The sequence below is a fragment of the Streptomyces sp. CB01373 genome (assembly GCF_002803075.1).
GTDB lineage: Bacteria > Actinomycetota > Actinomycetes > Streptomycetales > Streptomycetaceae > Streptomyces.
On record NZ_NNBK01000022.1, the window covers coordinates 42173 to 60131 of the forward strand.

Below are 17959 nucleotides of genomic sequence, written 5' to 3' on the forward strand. Positions count from 1 at the left end.
GGAAGAGGACGGATCATGTCGCGAGTGCCAGGGTGGCTCGGCAGGCTGGGCGCCGGACTCACCGAAATGGGTGAGCGGTTGGACGAACGCCGCGCCGAGGTGGAGAAGGTCCACGCCGGCCCCCCCGACCCCATGGACGCCACCGATCACGCCCGGCCGGAGCCGGACGTGGGCGTGGACGTGGGCATGGACGTGGACGTCCAGCCCGTGCCGGACACGACGACCGCCGGCGCCGCCCGGCCCGATCCCGCCCAGGCGGTGCCGTGGGGCGTGCGGGTGGCCGCGGAGGCCGGCTGGCGGGTGCTGGTGCTCGCGGGCACCGTGTGGGTGCTGATGCGCGCTATCAGCGCCATCCAGTTGGTGGTGCTGGCGTTCGTGACCGCACTGCTCATCACGGCGCTGCTCCAGCCGGCGGTGGCCTGGCTGAGGCGGCACGGACTGCCGCGCGGGCCGGCCACCGCGCTCACCGCGATCCTCGGCTTCGTCATCATGGGGCTGATCGGGTGGTTCGTGACCTGGCAGGTCATGGAGAACATCGACACGCTCTCCAACCAGATCCAGGACGGCATCGACCAGCTCCGCAAGTGGCTGCTGGACAGCCCCTTCCATGTCACCGACAAGCAGATCAACCAGATAGCGAAGAACCTGCGGGACGCGGTCGGTGCCAACACCGACCAGATCACCTCGGCCGGCCTCCAGGGCGTGACGGTGATCGTGGAGGCGCTGACCGGGATCCTGCTGACGGTCTTCTCCACACTGTTCCTGCTGTACGACGGCAGGCGCATCTGGGAGTGGACGCTGAAGCTGGTGCCGGCGGCGGCGCGTCCGGGCGTGGCCGGTGCCGGCCCGCAGGCCTGGCGCACACTGACCGCGTACGTGCGCGGCACGGTGATCGTGGCGCTGATCGACGCGATCTTCATCGGCCTCGGGATCTACTTCCTCAATGTGCCGATGGCGGTGCCGCTGGCCGTCTTCATCTTCCTGTTCGCCTTCATCCCGCTGGTGGGCGCCGTGATGTCGGGCGCGCTGGCGGTGGTCGTGGCCCTGGTCACCCAGGGGGTCTTCACCGCGGTGATGGTCCTGGTGGTGGTGCTGCTGGTGCAGCAGCTCGAGGGCCATGTGCTGCAGCCGTTCATCCTCGGCCGCGCCGTGCGGGTCCACCCGCTGGCGGTGGTCCTCTCGGTCGCCGCGGGTGGGCTGATCGCAGGGATCGGCGGCGCGGTGGTGGCGGTGCCGCTGGTCGCGGTGACGAACACGGTGGTCGGGTATCTGCGGGCCTACGCGCGGGAACAGGAGCGGCGTCAGGCACGGGTGCCCGCGGCGGCTCCCGCGCAGCCGGCCACCGTGGCGTCCGGCTCGGGGAGTCACGATCCGGGCGGTTCCGAACCGAGCTGAAACAGGCGAACCCCGTCCACCCTCAGGGGTGGACGGGGTTCGGCCGTGCGGTGCCCGTTACTGCGCGAGGGCCGCTTCCGCGTCGAGGGTCGTCGCGACGGCCTGGACCACCGCGGCGATCTTGAACGCCTCCTGGACGACCTCGCGCTCCACGCCGGCCTTGCGCAGGACCTGCTCGTGGGAGTCGAGGCACATGCCGCAGCCGTTGATGGCGGAGACGGCGAAGGACCACAGCTCGAAGTCGACCTTGTCGACGCCGGGGTTGCCGATGACGTTCATCCGCAGACCGGCCCGCAGGGTGCCGTACTCCTGGTCGGACAGGAGGTGGCGGGTGCGGTAGAAGACGTTGTTCATCGCCATGACGGCCGCCGCGGCCTTCGCCGCGGTGTACGCCTCCGGCGACAGGTTCGCCTTCGCCTCCGGCTCCAGCTCACGCAGGACGATCGGCGAGCGCGAGGCGATCGCCGTCGCCAGCACCGTGCCCCACAGCTGCTGCGCGGGCAGGTCGCTGTTGCCGATGACCGAGCCCAGGTTGAGCTTCAGGTCCTTGGCGTAGTCCGGGACGGCGGACTTCAGGGAGTCCAGGGACATGGGGTCACTCACCCGCCAGCAGAGCGACCGGGTCGAGGGTCTCGTCGCCCTTGGTCCAGTTGCAGGGGCACAGCTCGTCCGTCTGGAGGGCGTCCAGGACCCGCAGGACCTCCTTGGGGTTACGGCCGACCGAGCCCGCCGTCACCATGGAGAACTGGATCTCGTTGTTCTGGTCGACGATGAAGACCGCGCGCTTGGCGAAGCCGTCCTCACCCTCGATGCCGAGGTCGCGCATCAGCTCGTGCTTGGAGTCCGCCATCATCGGGAACGGCAGGTCACGCAGGTCGTCGTGGTCCTTGCGCCAGGCGTGGTGCACGAACTCGGAGTCGCCGGAGAAGCCGAGGACCTGGGCGTCACGGTCGGCGAACTCGTCGTTCAGCTTCCCGAAGGCGGCGATCTCGGTGGGGCACACGAAGGTGAAGTCCTTGGGCCAGGCGAAGACGACCTTCCACTTGCCCTCATAGGTCTTGTGGTCGATCGTCTCGAACTCCTTGCCCTTCTCCAGCGAGACGCAGGCAGCCAGTTCGAACTCGGGGAACTTGTCACCGACAGTGAGCACGTGCTCTCCTTGCAGCGAGGAAACACCGGTCTTGCTGGCGTTTCCCATGGGTTGGACGATGCTGATGTTGGCACACGGTGCATTGATTACAGAAATAGCTACACTCGGTCGGGTTGATCGGAGGTAGTTATCAGTGACCGTGGGTAATCCCGGAAAGCGCAGGCAGCCTACCCTCTCCCAGTTGCGCGCCTTCGCCGCCGTCGCGGAGCATCTGCACTTCCGGGACGCCGCCGCGGCGATCGGCATGAGCCAGCCGGCCCTCTCCGGGGCCGTCTCCTCGCTGGAGGAGGCACTCGGTGTCACGCTGCTGGAGCGTACGACGCGCAAGGTGCTGCTCTCACCGGCCGGAGAGCGGCTCGCCGTGCGGACCAGGGTCGTGCTCGACGGCATCGGCGCCCTGCTGGAGGAGGCCGAGGCCGTCCGGGCGCCCTTCACCGGCGTGCTGCGGCTCGGTGTGATCCCCACCGTCGCGCCCTATCTGCTGCCCACCGTGCTGCGGCTCGTCCACGACCGCTACCCCGACCTCGACCTCCAGGTCCACGAGGAGCAGACCGCCAGCCTGCTGGACGGGCTCGCCGCCGGGCGGCTCGACCTGCTGCTCCTCGCCGTACCTCTCGCCGTGCCCGGCGTCGTCGAACTCCCCCTGTTCGACGAGGACTTCGTCCTGGTGACCCCGCTCGGCCACCGGCTCGGCGGCCGAGCGGGCATACCGCGCGAAGCCCTGAAGGAGCTCAATCTGCTGCTGCTCGACGAGGGGCACTGCCTGCGCGACCAGGCGCTCGACATCTGCCGCGAGGCCGGGCGCGAGAACGCGCCGGTGTCGACGACCGCCGCGGGCCTGTCCACCCTCGTCCAGCTCGTCGCCGGCGGTCTCGGCTGCACCCTGCTGCCCCGCACCGCCCTCACGGTCGAGACCTCCCGCAACAGCCGGCTCCTCACCGGCCGCTTCGCCGACCCCGCCCCCTCCCGCCGCATCGCCCTGGCCATGCGCGGCGGCGCGGCCCGCGCCGCCGAGTACCGGGAACTGGCCGCCGCCCTGCGCGCGGACCTGCGACTCCTCCCGGTGCGGGTGCTGGACGGCGACCGGGACTGAGCCCCGGGTGCGGGGGCCCGATCCCGGATCACCCCCGCTTGATCACTCCGTGCGCAGGCCCTCGGGGCGCATCAGGCGCAGCAGCGGCGGAAGGCTGAGCAGGGTGACCGTGAGAACGACACCCGCGCCCATGCCGGTCATCGCCAGCACGCTCGGCCAGTGCACGGCCACCGTCGTGCCCGTCATCTTCAGCAGCACCGCTCCCAGCGTCATCCCCACCGCCGCGGCCAGCAGCAGTCCGAGCATGACCGGGATCGCCGTCTGCCACAGCACCGACAGGCTCAGCGTGCGCCGCCGCGTGCCGAAGGCGACCAGCGCCGACAGCAGCTTCTTCCGCTCCCGCAGTTGCTCCAGCTGCGACACCAGCAGACTCGCCCCGATCAGCAGCAGCACACAGGTCGCGCCGACGAACAGGCCGGTGCGGATGGAGGCGAACTTCTTCGACTCCTCGGCGGCGGCCCACACGTGCGCGCCCGTCATCGGGTCGATCGCCGCCGCCGTGTTGCGCACGTACTCGTGCACGTTCGGGACCGACTGGTCGATCGACAGGTAGATCTGTCCCCAGACCTTCGTGGCCGTCCCCGGGGGCGCCGCGGCCGGCGTCATCAGCAGGCCGCTGTGCCTTTCTCCCCTGGGGTCCTCGATCGAGCGGGCGGGCTTCACGGTGGCCGGGACGGTCCACGGAACTTCGTCCTGCTCCGCACGGTAGGACATGTCGAAGTACAGCTCGCGGCCGGGCTTGGCCAGCTTCACGGTGTCGGCGTCGAACTCACTGCCGCTGAGGGCGAAGACGTCCCCGTCGCGGCAGGAGGACATGCGCGCCAGCTCGCGCAGGGAGGCGCAGTCGCCGATCGTCGCCGTGGCCGAGACACGATCCTCCTCCTCGCTCTTCCAGGACTTGTCACCGACCGATCCCTGGGACAGCACCGTGGCCTTCCGCACGCCCTTCGTGGCCGAGAACTTCTCGCCGGCCCCGGTGAGCGAGATGCCCTGCGGCGCGCTCACCTCCATCTGGGCCCGGTAGAGGTTCTTTCCGGAGTCCTTGGTGTAGTCGCCCTGGATCCCGGCGAAGAGCATCTGGAGCGCGATCGCCCCGGCCACCGCGACCGCGATGCCGCTGACCAGCCGTGCCGCCGTGCCGCTGCTCAACTGGAGCCGCCGTACCGCCAGTTGCCAGGCCACTCCACCGCCGCCGAGCCGGGCGACGACCGTCTCCACGACCCACGGCAGCAGCGCGGTCACCCCGATCAGCAGCAGGGTCACGCCGCCGATCACCAGATACTGGTTGAAGTCCCCGTTGCCGCGGCCCTGGCCGAACATCGGGTAGAGCATCCCCAGCCCCACGACGGGAAGCAACAGCCGCCACCACAGCCTGCGCCGCGCGGGCTTCGCCGTGCGCACCACGCCCAGCGGCTCGATGACCACTCCGCGCAGCGCCAGCAGGGTGACCAGCACCGCCGCGGCCGGCACCGCGACCGCGACCAGCGCGGCCAGCCAGGGGGACGGGTTGAGGTAGCTGGGGAAGACGCTGATGCCGACGACCTCGACGGACCCGGCCACCTGGCGCCCGATCAGGAAGAAGACCGTACCGAAGACCAGCCCGAGCAACGCGCCCGCCATCGCCTCGCCGGCCGCGATGCGTCGGGTCATCCGGCCGTCGGAGCCGACCAGCCGGAGCGCGGCGAGCCTGCGGTCGCGCTGCTCGCCGCCGAACCGCACCGCCGCGGCGATGAACACGGCGACCGGCATCAGCAGCGCCACGAAGACGACCATCACGAGCAGCAGCAGAACCGGGTCCGAGCGCTCCGTCCGCTGCGGACTGCCGAACTCGGTGATCCGGGCCACCTGCCAGCCGTTGATGCGCGCCGCCAGGTTCTCCACGCCCGCGTAGTAGGCCAGTTCGCGGGAGCCGATGAGTCCGCTCTCGGCGATCGTGCCGGTCACTCGGTACGGCAGCCGCTCCCGCAGCAGCCTTGCGGAGCCGGAGTCGAGCAGTTCCTCGAGCGCGGGGGAGACCACCATCTCGCCCGGCTTCGGGTACGCGGCCACTCCCGGGGGAAGCGGAGCCCGCGGCCCCTCGGGCTCCACCAGACGTCCGCGCACCTCCTTGTCGTGGTACGTCGTGTCGACGTCCGCGATCACCAGGGTGTCGTCGGCCTTCGGCGGGGGGTTCTGGATGTAGGTGTAGTCCTCGCGGGCCTCGCTCCGCTCGTGCCGTACCGACAGCGCGCTCGGTATCGCGGTCGTGAGCAGCAGCAGTGCCACGCCGAGCCCGACGCCGACCGCCGTGAGCACGACCCGGAGCCATCCCTCGCGTCCCCCCGTGAACGCGAACCTGGCCCCCATGCTCAGGTCGCGAGCCCTCCCCCAAGCTCTCGACTGCGCTCGAGCAGGGAGGTGCCCCCATCGCACGCTCATACGACGCGCTCCATGTCCCGGGACTTGCCGTCCCGTACGACGATCTCGCGGTCGGAGTACGCGGCGACCCGTGCTTCGTGCGTGACGAGGACGACGGCCGCGTTGGACGACCGGGCGGCCTCCGTGAGCAGTTCCATCACGCGCTCGCCGTTGAGCGAGTCCAGTGCGCCGGTCGGTTCGTCGGCGAACAGGACGCGCGGGTCGGTGACCAGGGCCCGGGCCACCGCGACGCGCTGGCCCTGGCCGCCGGAGACCTCGCCGGGGCGTTTCTTGCGCAGGTCGTCGACCTCCAGTCGGCGCATCCACTCCAGTGCCGCCCGCTCGGCCTCCTTGCGGGAGGTGCCGTTCAGCCGGAGCGGCAGGGCCACGTTCTCCACGCAGGTCAGCTCGGGCACCAGCTGGCCGAACTGGAAGACGAAGCCGAACTCGGAGCGCCTGAGCGCACTGCGCTGGGCGTCGTTCATGGTCGACAGCTCACGGCCGTCGTAGGTGATCGAACCCGAGTCGGGGGTGACGATCCCGGCGAGGCAGTGCAGCAGCGTGGACTTGCCCGAGCCGGAGGGGCCCATCACGGCGACGACCTCGCCGGCGTGGATGGAGAACCCGGCACCGTCCAGGGCGGTGGTCGGGCCGTAGGCCTTGTGCAGATTCTCGGCGGTCAGCAGGGAGCCGGGGGGAGGGGTCATCGGGCCACCGCCTCACGGAGCTTGTCGAGACGGGCCGCGGTCAGCTCCAGCCAGCGCAGGTCGGCCTCGAGGTGGAACAGGGCGTGGTCGCAGATGAGCTGGTCGGCGAGATCCCCGTTGCGCTTGCGCTCGGTCAGGATCCGCATGCTGCGCAGGTGCTCGGCGCGCTGGGTGTCGAGGACGTCGGCGGCATCGCGGTGGGTGAGCAGCGCAAGGACGACCTTGGTGTAGAGCGTCGACTGCAGGTACAGCTCCGGCTTCTCCGGAGTGGCGAGCCACTGCTCGACGTCGGTGACGCCGGCCTCGGTGATCGCGTACCGCTTGCGCTCGGGGCCGTCGCCCGCCTCGATTCCGTCGACCTCGACGAGTCCGTTCTTCAGCAGGCGGGACATCGTCGAGTAGACCTGGCCGTAGTGCAGCGGCCGGTCGTGACCGAACTTCTCGTCGAAGGCCCGCTTCAGGTCGTAACCGTGACGCGGGCCGGACTCAAGGAGTCCCAGGAGGGTGTGACCGATGGACATGCCAAGGACTGTACACAGTGTGTATACGCGAGATGTATACACCGCGTGTCCACGGCGTGACGGAAGGGGCGATCGCGCAGGTGGGGGGGCGTTTGTCACGGTTCTGCTACGAGACAGTCGGCCGCCTCTGTCCATCCGGGTGGCAACACTTCATCGCCCGATGGCAACCCTCGGCGCTCTTGGAACGTCGGATCCAGTGGGACAGGTGCTGATTGTCACGTCCGTAATGGGGCGGATCAGCGGGCCTTTGTCATAGGCAGCGGTGTTAGTTTTCTGAGCTGACCTGGACCACGCATCTGAGTGACAGCCGAGACGGAAGCGGAGCGTACGGACCCATGGGGCGAGCGGAAGAGAGACGAGCGCGACAGCGCGGTGGCGGCCGCGCGGCGCCCCAGCGCCCGTCCGGGACACCGGCGGCCGGCATAGGACCCGAGGGCGGCGGCAGGGCCGCGGCACGCAGGGCCGCCCGGCCCGCCAAGGGGAAGGGCGGCATACGCCGCCTGTTCACCTGGAAGAAGATCCTCGGCGCCTTCCTCGGCGTCTGCCTGCTGGGCATAGGTTCCTTCATCGTGCTGTACCTGGTGGTGGACGTACCCGAGGGCAACCCCGACGCGCAGCTCCAGAGCAACGTCTACAAGTACAGCGACGGCTCGGTCCTGGCCCGTACCGGCGAGGTCAACCGCGAGATGGTGGACCTGTCCAAGGTGCCCAAGGCCGTCCAGCACTGCTTCGTCGCGGCCGAGAACAAGACCTTCTACAGCGACAACGGCGTGGACCTGAGGGGCACCGCCCGCGGTCTGCTCAACACGCTGAGCGGCAAGGGCGCGCAGGGCGGATCGACGATCACCCAGCAGTACGTCAAGAACTTCTACCTCAACCAGGACCAGACCGTCACGCGCAAGCTGAAGGAACTGGTCATCTCGCTGAAGGTGGACCAGCGGATGTCGAAGGACGACATCCTCGCCGGGTACATCAACACCAGCTACTACGGCCGGGGCGCCTACGGCATCCAGGCCGCCGCACAGGCCTACTACCGCGTCGACGCCAAGGACCTCACCGTCCAGCAGGGGGCCTACCTCGCCGCCCTGATGCAGGCGCCGAGCCAGTACGACTGGGCCGTCGCGAGCGACACCGGCAAGCGGCTCGCGCAGCAGCGCTGGAACTACGTGCTGGACAACATGGTCAAGCAGGACTGGCTGAACGCCGGCAAGCGGCAGGCCATGAAGTTCCCCGTCCCCAAGGAGCCCCGGCCCGCGCCCGGACGGGACGGCCAGAAGGGCTACCTGATCGCGCTGGCCAACCACCAGCTCGAACAGCAGCTGATGAAGGACCAGGACCTGACGCAGGCCCAGGCGGAGCGACTGGTCGAGGGCCAGGGCTGGAACATCACCCTGAACATCGACAAGAAGAAGCAGGCCGCGCTGGAGGAGGCGGTCAAGGCCCAGCTCACCAGCAAGCTCGAACCGAAGAAGCGGTCGGTGGACAAGCACGTCCAGGCCGGCGCCGTCTCCGTCGACCCGAAGACCGGGTACGTCGTCGCCCTGTACGGCGGCGAGGACTACCTGAAGCACTACTTCAGCAACGCGACCCGGCGGGACTACCAGCCGGCCTCCACCTTCAAGCCGGTGATCCTGGCCGCGGCGCTGGACGAGGACTCCAGGACCCAGGACGGCCGGCCGATCGCTGCGAACACCGTCTACGACGGCACCAGCGGCCGCCAGGTCGTGGACCACGGCACCAAGGTCGGCTTCGGCCCGCCCAACGAGGACGACCAGAACTACGGGAACGTCACGGTCCAGAGGGCCATGAACGCGTCCGTCAACTCCGTCTTCGCGCAGATGGGCGTCGACGTGGGCATGGACAACGTGATGGACGTCGCCCGCAAGCTCGGCATGGACACCAAGGGCATGCAGTCGGTACCGGCCCAGACGCTGGGCTCCATGGGCGCCAGCCCGCTGGAGATGGCCGGGATCTACGCCACCCTCGACAACCACGGCAGGAAGGTCACCCCGACCATCGTCAAGTCGGCCGAGCAGAAGGACCGTACGATCAAGATGGCCGACCCGATCGGCGAGCAGGTCATCAGCCGCGAGGCCGCCGACACGGTCACCTCCGTGCTGACCGGCGTGGTCGACGACGGTACGGCCAAGACGTCGGTGCGGGACAATCCGCAGCGCAACGGCCAGCAGGTCGCGGGCAAGACGGGTACGTCCGACAAGAACAAGTCGGCCTGGTTCACCGGTTACACGCCGGGTCTGGTCACCTCGGTCGGCCTGTTCGGCGAGGACGTGTCCAAGAACGGCGAGCACGTTCCGTTGTACGGGGCTATCGGCGAGCCGCGCGTGAACGGCGGTGGGCCCCCCGCGAGGATCTGGGCCGAGTACACCTTCGGCGTGATGGGCGACGTCAGCAAGTTCGACCTGGACACCAAGCAGGGTGCCGCCGTGGAGCCGTCCACGTCCCCGACGGTCTCCGAGTCGCCGAGCGAGACTCCGTCCGAGACGCCCTCGAGCAGCCCGCCGGCGGTGTCCGAGTCGCCCAGCGACACGCCCAGTGAGACGCCGTCGCAGACGCCGAGCCAGACACCGTCGCAGTCGCCGAGCGACACGTCGTCGAGCAGAGAGCCGACGGACGACCTCAGCGACAACCCGCTCCTTCCCAACGATCAGTGAGCGGCATGCGGTGATCACCGCGAGGTGAGCAGTACGAAGGGGCGCCCGGTCCAGGCCGGGCGCCCCTTGCTGTTCGTTGCTTCCCCGAAAAGCGGCCCCGGATCATCGCGGTGTCCGCCGCCGGTTCCGGACCTGGCCGTTCACGGCCGAGTGGCGACCTCGAACCAGACCACCTTGCCCGTGCTCAGCCGGGTCGCGCCCCAGCGTCGGGCCAGCTTGTTCACCAGGTACAGGCCGCGTCCGCCCTCGTCCGTGGCGCGGGCCTGGCGCAGGCGCGGCAGTTGCGGCACGTCGTCGCCGACCTCGCAGCGCAGCACATCCGTGCGCAGCAGGCGCAGGGTGACCGGGCGGGAGGCGTAGCGCACCGCGTTGGTGACGACCTCGCTGATCAGCAGCTCCACGGAGTCGGTGAGCTCCTCCAGGCCCCAGCGGGACAGCGCCCCGCGGGCCAGGCGGCGGGCCTGGCCGGGGGCGGCGACCTCCGGGTCCAGGGTCCAGTACGCCACGTCGCTCGGCGCGATGCCGTCGAAGCGGGCGGCGAGGAGCGCGATGTCGTCGTCCCGGTCGCCCGGGCCGAGCATGTCGAGCACCTCGTCGCACAGCGCCTCCAGCGGCGGCGGGTGATCGGGGCCGGTGAGCTGCGCGGTCGCCGAGAGCTTCTCGCGCAGCTGCTCTATGCCCGTCCACACGTCCCGCAGCCGCGACTCGACGAGGCCGTCGGTGTAGAGCAGCAGGGTCGCGCCCGCCGGGGCGTCCAGCTCCACCGCCTCGAAGTCGACGCCGCCGACGCCGATCGGCGCGCCCGGCGGCACCCGCAGCACCTCGGACCGGCCGCCCAGGTGCAGCAGGACGGGTGGCGGGTGGCCGGCGTTGGCGATGGTGATGCGGTGCGCGACCGGGTCGTAGACCGCGTACAGGCAGGTCGCCATGCGGTCGGAGCCCAGGCGCTGTGCCTGCTCGTCGAGGTGGTGCAGCACCTCCTGCGGCGGCAGGTCGAGCCCGGCCAGGGTCTGCGCGGTGGTGCGCAGCTGGCCCATGATCGCGGCCGAGGTCATGGAGTGGCCCATGACGTCGCCGACGACGAGGGCGACCCGGCTGCCGGGCAGCGGGATCGCGTCGTACCAGTCCCCGCCGACCCGCGCGGTCTCCGCGGCGGGCAGATAGCGGGAGGCCAGCCGTACGCCGGTGGGGCGCGGCAGCGTCTCCGGCAGCATGGTGCGCTGCAACTCGTCGGCGATGTACGCCTCGCGGCCGTACAGCACGGCCTTGTCGATGCCCAGCGCGCTGTGCGTGGCGAGCTGCGCGGCGACGAGCAGGTCGTCGGGCTGGAACGCGTGGCGTTCCGGGCGGCGCAGGAACAGCGCGGCGCCGATCACCCGGCGCCGGCCGCGCAGCGGGGCGAGAATGGTGCGCTGCCCGTCGGGCACGACCAACTCGGAGTCCTCGCCGAGGAGTTCCGTCAGCGCCAGGTGGGCGGCCGCGGTGTCCGTGAACACCGGACGCACGCCGCGCAGCACCTCGCCCAGCGCGGATCCGGGCCGTACCTCGCACAGCTCGTTGGTCACCGCCGACAGCTCGGCCGGCTGCTCCGGAACCGGCGCCGACATGAACCCCAGCTCGTTGTCGCGGTCCGCCGGTATCCGGTCGGTGCGGCGCAGCCGCAGGACGAGCGGGCCGGCGGGCCGCTCGTCGCCCACCGGCAGAGGCTCGCGCAGATACACGAGGATGGCGTCGGAGAAGGTGGGCACGGTGGCCCGGCACAACCCGAGGACGATCTCGTCGAGGTCCAGGCCGCGCGCGATGCGCCGGGTGGCCGCACCCACGAACCGCAGCCGGTCCCCGTCCCGCCGCATCGGCAGCGTCCGCCCGGGCGGCAGCCCTTTCCCGGTACGGCGCTCCTGGCCGCCGGGAGGCGCACCGCGCCCGGCCCGGCGCTCCTGGCCACCGGGCCCGCCCGCCGTGCGGGACGCCTCGGCGTCAGCCGGACCGGACCCGGCGCCGTCGGGGGCGCCGCCGTCGCCGGACCTGCCCCCGGCGACCCTGGCCGCCGCGTCCGGCTGGGCGGGGATGCCGTCCGGCGCGGGGCGCGGACGGTGTGCGTCGGGCTCGGCGGACGCCGGCTGGGAGTGCTCGGACCCGGCCGCGGCGGCCGGACGCGGCACGTCGTCGGCCGGGCCGGACTGAAGCGGTAAGGCCGCGGCCGCCGGGGCGGAGGGGGTACGCAGAAGCGCCCCGCGGGCGTCCGCGGGGTCGGCGCCCGGCTGCGGGCGTTCGAAGGAGGTCGGCTGCTCCGTCACGCGTGTCGAATCCATCCGTCCGGGGCTGCGCGCCGGGCGCGCAGTTCGTCCCGCCGAAGACCCGATACCCGGAATACATGCCCCAGGAACGGATTTCCGGCGTGGTCAGAGGCTGTTGCTGTGCCACCGGCGGACCGACCGCGGCCCGCACGGGTGTTGCCCTCGTACCCCTCGCTCACGTCCTGCCGCCCCTCGGTGACGTTCGATCAGTCCCGGTTGTCACTCCGGGAGTTGGTACCGGCCCTGCGCCTGTTGCGGAGGACGATCCTACGGTTCCCGCCCGGGGGCGTATCAAGGGTCTCATGAGGCCACGCGCGTGGGGGTGCGGTCCCAGTCGTCCGGCAGTGACGGTACCTCCCAGGCGGGATCCGGGCGCCACTGCTGCCAGGACTCGCTGAACGGCGGCCGCCAGGCGCGGATCGTCTCCACGGCCTCGCGGCCCGAGGCCCGGATCCGCTCGGCGAGTTCGGCGTCCACCAGCCCGTCCTGCTGCGCCTGAGCGAACTCGTCCTCGTCCAGCCAGCGCCAACTGCGGTCGGGGTGGACGGAGATGTCAAGGAAGTGGTCCTCGGAGTCGACCCCGCCCACCCAGCGGACCAGCGGTTCCTCCAGGTTGACGTACCAGTTCTTGAACCGCCAGCCGGGCTCCCAGAACAGCCACACCGACCAGGGCTCGCCGGGCCGGGCCAGCTTCAGCACGCCCGTGCCGGACCAGCGGTCGCGCCGCACGGTGCGCGGCTTGGTGTAGCGCGACGCGAGCGGCTCCAGGTGCACGGGTGTGCCGTCGGCGAGCACGGGTCTGACACATTCGGTGCCGGGCGCCATCCACACGGCGAGCAGCTCCGGGTCGTCCCGCACGACGGTCACGGGCCGCACGATGTGGAAGCGCGCGCCGCCGTTCTCCCGGTACCGCCACAGGATCTGGCTGCCGGGGGTCCAGGATGCCGTCGCACCGCCCGTCGTCGCGCGTGCGGTCGCTCCGTCGTCTGCCATGGCCAAATATTAGGTGCCCGGGGCATCCTCCGCCGTGCGGGACGGCATCGTTCACGCTTGGGTGGCAGGTGGTTACGGGTGCGTCATCCGCAGGACGTCCAGCGCCTGGTCGAGTTGTGCCGTCGTGAGCAGTCCGCGCTCGACGTAGCCGCCCTCGACGACGACCTGACGGATCGTCTTCTGCTCGGCCAGCGCCTTCTTGGCGACCCTCGCCGCCTCCTCGTACCCCAGGTACTTGTTGAGCGGGGTGACCACGGACGGCGAGGACTCGGCGTACTCGCGGGCCCGTTCGCGGTGGGCGACGATCCCGTCGACGGTCCGGTCGGCGAGCAGCCGGGACACGTTGGCCAGCAGCCGGATCGACTCCAGCACGTTCTTGGCGATGACCGGGAGCATGACGTTGAGCTCGAAGTTGCCGGCGGCGCCTGCGGTGGCGACGGTGGCGTCGTTGCCGACGACCTGGGCGCAGACCATGAGGACGGCCTCGGGGACGACCGGGTTGACCTTGCCGGGCATGATCGAGGAGCCGGGCTGGAGGTCGGGCAGAGAGATCTCGGCGAGCCCGGTCCTGGGCCCGGAGGCCATCCACCGCAGATCGTTGGCGATCTTCGTCAGCCCCACGGCGATGGTCCGCAGCTGGCCGCTGGTCTCGACGATGCCGTCCCTGGCGCCCTGCGCCTCGAAGTGGTCGCGGGCCTCGGTGAGCGGCAGCCCGGTCGCGCGGGCGACCTCCCCGATCACGGCGGCGGAGAAACCGGGCGGGGTGTTGATGCCGGTGCCGACGGCGGTCCCGCCGAGCGGCAGCTCGGCCAGCCGGGGCAGGGAGGCGTTCAGACGCTCGACGCCGTACCGGACCTGGGCGGCGTACCCGGCGAACTCCTGGCCGAGGGTCACGGGCGTGGCGTCCATCAGGTGCGTCCGCCCGGACTTCACCACGTCGGCGAACTCCTCGGCCTTGCGGGTGAGGGCGCTCGCGAGGTGGTCGAGGGCGGGCACCAGGTCGCGGGTGACGGCGGCGGTGGCGGCGATGTGGATCGACGACGGGAAGACGTCGTTGGAGGACTGCGAGGCGTTGACGTGGTCGTTGGGGTGCACGTCCCGGCCCAGCCGCTCGCCGGCGAGGGTGGCGACGACCTCGTTGGTGTTCATGTTGGACGAGGTCCCGGAACCGGTCTGGAAGACGTCGACCGGGAAGTGCTCGTCCCACGTGCCCTCGGCGACCTCGGCCGCCGCCTCCCGGATCGCCTCGGCGACGTCCTCGTCCAGCACCCCGAGCCGCGCGTTCACCGTGGCCGCGGCGCCCTTGATCCGGGCCAGCGCCTCGATGTGCGCGCGCTCGAGCCGCTGCCCGGAGACGGGGAAGTTCTCCACCGCCCGCTGCGTCTGGGCACGCCACTTGGCGTGGACGGGGACCTGGACTTCGCCCATGGAGTCGTGCTCGGTGCGGTATTCGCTCATACCGCGTACAGCGCGGGCGGCGGTGGGGATGTTCCGGCGGTGGGCCGGACGGGGGAGCCCCCGGCGGCTGCCGGGGGCTCCAGGGGGTGTGCGGGGACCGGCTCAGGCCAGACCGGGGCCCCGGACCGGGATCGACGTGAACGTCGGCTGGGGGGCCGGGTTCTGGAAGAAGTCGTTGCCCTTGTCGTCCACGACGATGAACGCCGGGAAGTCCTCGACCTCGATCCTCCAGACGGCCTCCATGCCGAGCTCCTCGTACTCCACGACCTCGACCTTCTTGATGCAGTCCTGGGCCAGCCGGGCCGCCGGACCGCCGATCGAGCCGAGGTAGAAGCCGCCGTGGGTGCCGCACGCGTCCGTGACCTGCTTGCTGCGGTTGCCCTTGGCCAGCATCACCTTGGAGCCGCCCGCCGCCTGGAACTGCTCGACGTAGGAGTCCATGCGGCCGGCCGTGGTCGGGCCGAAGGAGCCGGAGGCGTAGCCCTCGGGCGTCTTGGCCGGGCCCGCGTAGTACACCGGGTGGTCCTTGAGGTACTGCGGCATCTCCTCGCCCGCGTCGAGCCGCTCCTTGATCTTCGCGTGGGCGATGTCCCGGGCCACGACCAGCGGGCCGGTCAGCGACAGCCGGGTCTTGACCGGATACTTGGCCAGCTCGGCGAGGATCGACTCCATCGGCTGGTTGAGGTCGATGCGGACCACGTCCGACGACTCGTCCAGGTGCTCGTCCGTCGTCTCCGGCAGGAACCGCGCCGGGTCCTTCTCCAGCTGCTCCAGGAACACGCCCTCGGGGGTGATCTTCGCCAGGGCCTGCCGGTCCGCCGAGCAGGACACCGCGATCGCGACCGGGCAGGACGCGCCGTGCCGCGGCAGCCGGACCACGCGCACGTCGTGGCAGAAGTACTTGCCGCCGAACTGCGCGCCGATCCCGATCCTCTGCGTCAGCTCGAAGACCTTCTGCTCCAGCTCCTCGTCCCGGAAGCCGTGACCGAGCGGCGAGCCCTCGGTCGGCAGGTTGTCCAGGTAGTGCGCGGAGGCGTACTTCGCCGTCTTCAGGGCGTACTCCGCGCTCGTGCCGCCGACCACGATCGCCAGGTGGTACGGCGGGCAGGCGGCGGTGCCCAGCGAACGGATCTTCTCCTCCAGGAACTTCATCATGGAGGCCTCGTTCAGGACGGCCTTCGTCTCCTGGTACAGGAAGGACTTGTTGGCCGAGCCGCCGCCCTTGGCCATGAACAGGAACTTGTACGCGCCGCCGTCCGTCGCGTACAGCTCGATCTGCGCGGGGAGGTTGGAGCCGGTGTTCTTCTCCTCCCACATGGTGAGCGGGGCCATCTGCGAGTAGCGCAGGTTCAGCTTCGTGTAGGCGTCGTAGATGCCCCGGGACAGGGCCTTCTCGTCCTCGCCCGCCGTCAGCACGTTCTGGCCGCGCTTGCCCATGACGATCGCCGTGCCCGTGTCCTGGCACATGGGCAGCACGCCGGCCGCCGCGATGTTCGCGTTCTTCAGCAGGTCCAGGGCGACGAACTTGTCGTTCGCGCTGGCCTCCGGGTCGTCGATGATGCGGCGGAGCTGGGCGAGGTGGGCCGGGCGCAGGTAGTGCTGGATGTCGTGGACGGCCTCCGCGGCCAGCTCGCGCAGCGCCTCCGGCTCGACCTTGAGGAACGTACGCCCGTCGGGTCCCTCGACGGTGGAGACGCCCTCGGACGTCACCAGCCGGTACGGGGTGGTGTCCTCACCCTGGGGGAGAAGATCGGTGTACGCGAACGCAGGGCGGGCAGGGGGGGAAGTACGCGGCATGTCAGCCCATTCCTCACTCGGCAGACGGCGCCCGCCGGCTCCGGCGGGCGCTCACCAGCGTAGAACCTGCCACCGACGGTGAACCTGTGAGGTCCGGCTCAGCGCGGACCGGCGCGATGCGCGGCGCGCCCGTCGTCCACACCCCTAGTCGCGATCTATCGCGTTTCGGTACCCTGCTGCCGTGGACCTTCAGAAGCAGACCGAACCGCGTACGGCCGCCGCCCCTGTCGCCGAACTGCGTGCCTCGGACGCCGACCGTGACCGTATCGCCGACATCCTGCGCGAGGCCCTCGCCGAGGGCCGTCTGAACGCCGACGAGCACGCCGAGCGCGTCGAGGGGGTGCTGAACGCCAAGACGGTCGGCGAGCTGGAGGTCTTCATCCAGGACCTGCCCGCCGCCCATCAGGGCCCTGTGGCCGCCGCGTACACCCCGGCGCCGAACCGGCCGATGGCCGGCGCGATACCCCCCGTCGCCGACGAGAACGTGGTGGCGGTGTTCAGCCAGGCCAGCCGCCGCGGCCGCTGGCGCCCCGGGCGCCGGGTGCACGCGTACGCGGTCTTCGGCAGCGTGGAGATCGACCTCAGCGAGGCGGTCTTCGAGTACCAGCAGGTCGTGATCAAGGCCGTCTCGGTCTTCGGCGACGTGCAGGTCCGCGTCCCGGAGAACGTGTCGCTGCGCGGCACCGGCGGCGGCGTCCTCGGCAACTTCGAGGTGATCACGCTGGACTCGGCCGATTCGGAGGCGCCCGTCGTCTACGTCGACGGCTGGGCCGTGCTGGGCAACGTCGAGGCGCGGCCGAGGCGGGGCAAGCTCGTCGCGGACATCCTCGACCGGGTCCACCGCAAGGTGGACAAGCATCTGCGCAAGCACATGTGACAACAGCGGTCGTTCGCGGACGCCGGCGGTCGCGGTCGGGCGGTTGGGAACTCAGTGCATAGGCGCGCGTACAGCGGGTAGGCCTTGCTGCATCGTCTCTTGGACCCTCCCGCTCGCGAAGCCGTCGTCAGGAGAAGACCGTGCTGCAACCGCCGCATTCGTCGCTGCAGGTAGCTGCCGTTCCGGCCCAGCGGGCGCCGGCGCGTGACAGGGATCAGGACGCGCCGTGGCACACCGAGGCGGTGTGCCGACGTGACGAGGCGGGCCTGTTCTTCGCACCCTCCAAGGAACCCACCGCCGCGCGGCTGTCCCGCGAGGAGGCGGCCAAGCGCGTCTGCGCGCGCTGCCCCGTCATGGTCGAGTGCCGTGAGCACGCGCTGCTGCAGCCCGAGCCCTACGGCGTCTGGGGCGGCCTCACCGCCGCCGAGCGCCGCGTGGTCCTGGCCCGGCGCCGCCGCCGCGACGTGGAACTGAAGAAGGCGGCCCGCGCCACCGGCCGCATAGCGGCCGCGGGGTAGGCCCGTACGCCCGCGGATCCTCCGTACGCCCTTTGGGGCGGTACGCGCATGGGGCGCCCCCTCCGCACGGGGAGCGCCCCATCG

General features: G+C 70.9%; 14 protein-coding genes. 5 read left to right on the forward strand and 9 right to left on the reverse strand.

Translation table 11 applies throughout. The features are described 5' to 3' along the window. Positions 1–15: 15 nt before the first annotated feature. Positions 16–1395, forward strand: a complete 1380-nt coding sequence (locus tag CG719_RS30445; protein WP_100571945.1) for an AI-2E family transporter — start codon at positions 16–18, stop codon at positions 1393–1395. Between the two features lie 57 nt (positions 1396–1452). Here the strand turns inward: CG719_RS30445 and CG719_RS30450 are convergent, their stop codons facing one another. Both CG719_RS30450 and CG719_RS30455 read right to left on the reverse strand, forming a co-directional pair. Next, positions 1453–1986, reverse strand: coding sequence for an alkyl hydroperoxide reductase (locus CG719_RS30450; RefSeq protein ID WP_100571946.1), 534 nt, complete (start codon positions 1984–1986; stop codon positions 1453–1455). Positions 1987–1990: 4 nt separating this feature from the next. Continuing rightward, on the reverse strand, positions 1991–2545 hold the full coding sequence (locus tag CG719_RS30455; protein WP_100571947.1) for a peroxiredoxin: 555 nt from the start codon (positions 2543–2545) through the stop codon (positions 1991–1993). A gap of 133 nt (positions 2546–2678) precedes the next feature. Between CG719_RS30455 and CG719_RS30460 the strand changes: the two genes are divergently transcribed. Continuing rightward, positions 2679–3638, forward strand: a complete 960-nt coding sequence (locus CG719_RS30460) for a LysR substrate-binding domain-containing protein (RefSeq protein WP_100571948.1) — start codon at positions 2679–2681, stop codon at positions 3636–3638. Between the two features lie 42 nt (positions 3639–3680). On the opposite strand, the gene CG719_RS30465 is transcribed toward CG719_RS30460, so the two are convergent. From CG719_RS30465 to CG719_RS30475, 3 genes are all read right to left on the reverse strand, one after another. Continuing rightward, positions 3681–5984 carry an ABC transporter permease gene (locus CG719_RS30465; RefSeq protein ID WP_100571949.1) on the reverse strand — a complete coding sequence of 768 codons (2304 nt, stop codon included), beginning with the start codon at positions 5982–5984 and terminating at the stop codon, positions 3681–3683. 68 nt (positions 5985–6052) lie between these two features. After that, positions 6053–6742: an ABC transporter ATP-binding protein gene (locus CG719_RS30470; RefSeq protein ID WP_100571950.1), complete on the reverse strand. Its 690-nt coding sequence runs from the start codon at positions 6740–6742 to the stop codon at positions 6053–6055. Continuing rightward, positions 6739–7263 carry a PadR family transcriptional regulator gene (locus CG719_RS30475; protein WP_100571951.1) on the reverse strand — a complete coding sequence of 175 codons (525 nt, stop codon included), beginning with the start codon at positions 7261–7263 and terminating at the stop codon, positions 6739–6741. The genes CG719_RS30470 and CG719_RS30475 overlap by 4 nt, the downstream gene beginning before the upstream one ends. A gap of 335 nt (positions 7264–7598) precedes the next feature. Between CG719_RS30475 and CG719_RS30480 the strand changes: the two genes are divergently transcribed. Then, on the forward strand, positions 7599–9935 hold the full coding sequence (locus CG719_RS30480; RefSeq protein WP_100571952.1) for a transglycosylase domain-containing protein: 2337 nt from the start codon (positions 7599–7601) through the stop codon (positions 9933–9935). A 140-nt stretch (positions 9936–10075) separates the two neighbouring features. Here the strand turns inward: CG719_RS30480 and CG719_RS30485 are convergent, their stop codons facing one another. From CG719_RS30485 to CG719_RS30500, 4 genes are all read right to left on the reverse strand, one after another. After that, complete coding sequence (locus CG719_RS30485) at positions 10076–12247, reverse strand: SpoIIE family protein phosphatase (protein WP_199836843.1); 2172 nt, start codon at positions 12245–12247, stop codon at positions 10076–10078. Positions 12248–12532: 285 nt separating this feature from the next. After that, positions 12533–13225: a cytidylyl-2-hydroxypropylphosphonate hydrolase gene (gene fomD / locus CG719_RS30490; RefSeq protein WP_100571954.1), complete on the reverse strand. Its 693-nt coding sequence runs from the start codon at positions 13223–13225 to the stop codon at positions 12533–12535. A gap of 72 nt (positions 13226–13297) precedes the next feature. Next, positions 13298–14683, reverse strand: coding sequence for a class II fumarate hydratase (locus CG719_RS30495; RefSeq protein WP_100571955.1), 1386 nt, complete (start codon positions 14681–14683; stop codon positions 13298–13300). A 102-nt stretch (positions 14684–14785) separates the two neighbouring features. Next, positions 14786–16480, reverse strand: coding sequence for a fumarate hydratase (locus CG719_RS30500; RefSeq protein ID WP_100571956.1), 1695 nt, complete (start codon positions 16478–16480; stop codon positions 14786–14788). A gap of 181 nt (positions 16481–16661) precedes the next feature. On the opposite strand from CG719_RS30500, the gene CG719_RS30505 reads away from it, so the two are divergent. Then, the gene (locus CG719_RS30505) at positions 16662–17357 is read left to right on the forward strand and encodes a DUF1707 SHOCT-like domain-containing protein (RefSeq protein ID WP_100571957.1); all 696 of its coding nucleotides are present in this window, start codon (positions 16662–16664) and stop codon (positions 17355–17357) included. 140 nt (positions 17358–17497) lie between these two features. Then, the gene (locus CG719_RS30510; RefSeq protein ID WP_100571958.1) at positions 17498–17875 is read left to right on the forward strand and encodes a WhiB family transcriptional regulator; all 378 of its coding nucleotides are present in this window, start codon (positions 17498–17500) and stop codon (positions 17873–17875) included. Positions 17876–17959 lie beyond the last annotated feature (84 nt).

Bases quoted from the DNA above. Each gene is read 5' to 3' on its own strand.
- CG719_RS30445 (WP_100571945.1), top strand. From the start codon at position 16: ATGTCGCGAGTGCCAGGGTGGCTCGGCAGGCTGGGCGCCGGACTCACC.
- CG719_RS30450 (WP_100571946.1), bottom strand. From the start codon at position 1,986: ATGTCCCTGGACTCCCTGAAGTCCGCCGTCCCGGACTACGCCAAGGAC.
- CG719_RS30465 (WP_100571949.1), bottom strand. From the start codon at position 5,984: ATGGGGGCCAGGTTCGCGTTCACGGGGGGACGCGAGGGATGGCTCCGG.
- CG719_RS30470 (WP_100571950.1), bottom strand. From the start codon at position 6,742: ATGACCCCTCCCCCCGGCTCCCTGCTGACCGCCGAGAATCTGCACAAG.
- CG719_RS30475 (WP_100571951.1), bottom strand. From the start codon at position 7,263: ATGTCCATCGGTCACACCCTCCTGGGACTCCTTGAGTCCGGCCCGCGT.
- CG719_RS30480 (WP_100571952.1), top strand. From the start codon at position 7,599: ATGGGGCGAGCGGAAGAGAGACGAGCGCGACAGCGCGGTGGCGGCCGC.
- CG719_RS30485 (WP_199836843.1), bottom strand. From the start codon at position 12,247: ATGGATTCGACACGCGTGACGGAGCAGCCGACCTCCTTCGAACGCCCG.
- fomD (WP_100571954.1), bottom strand. From the start codon at position 13,225: ATGGCAGACGACGGAGCGACCGCACGCGCGACGACGGGCGGTGCGACG.
- CG719_RS30495 (WP_100571955.1), bottom strand. From the start codon at position 14,683: ATGAGCGAATACCGCACCGAGCACGACTCCATGGGCGAAGTCCAGGTC.
- CG719_RS30500 (WP_100571956.1), bottom strand. From the start codon at position 16,480: ATGCCGCGTACTTCCCCCCCTGCCCGCCCTGCGTTCGCGTACACCGAT.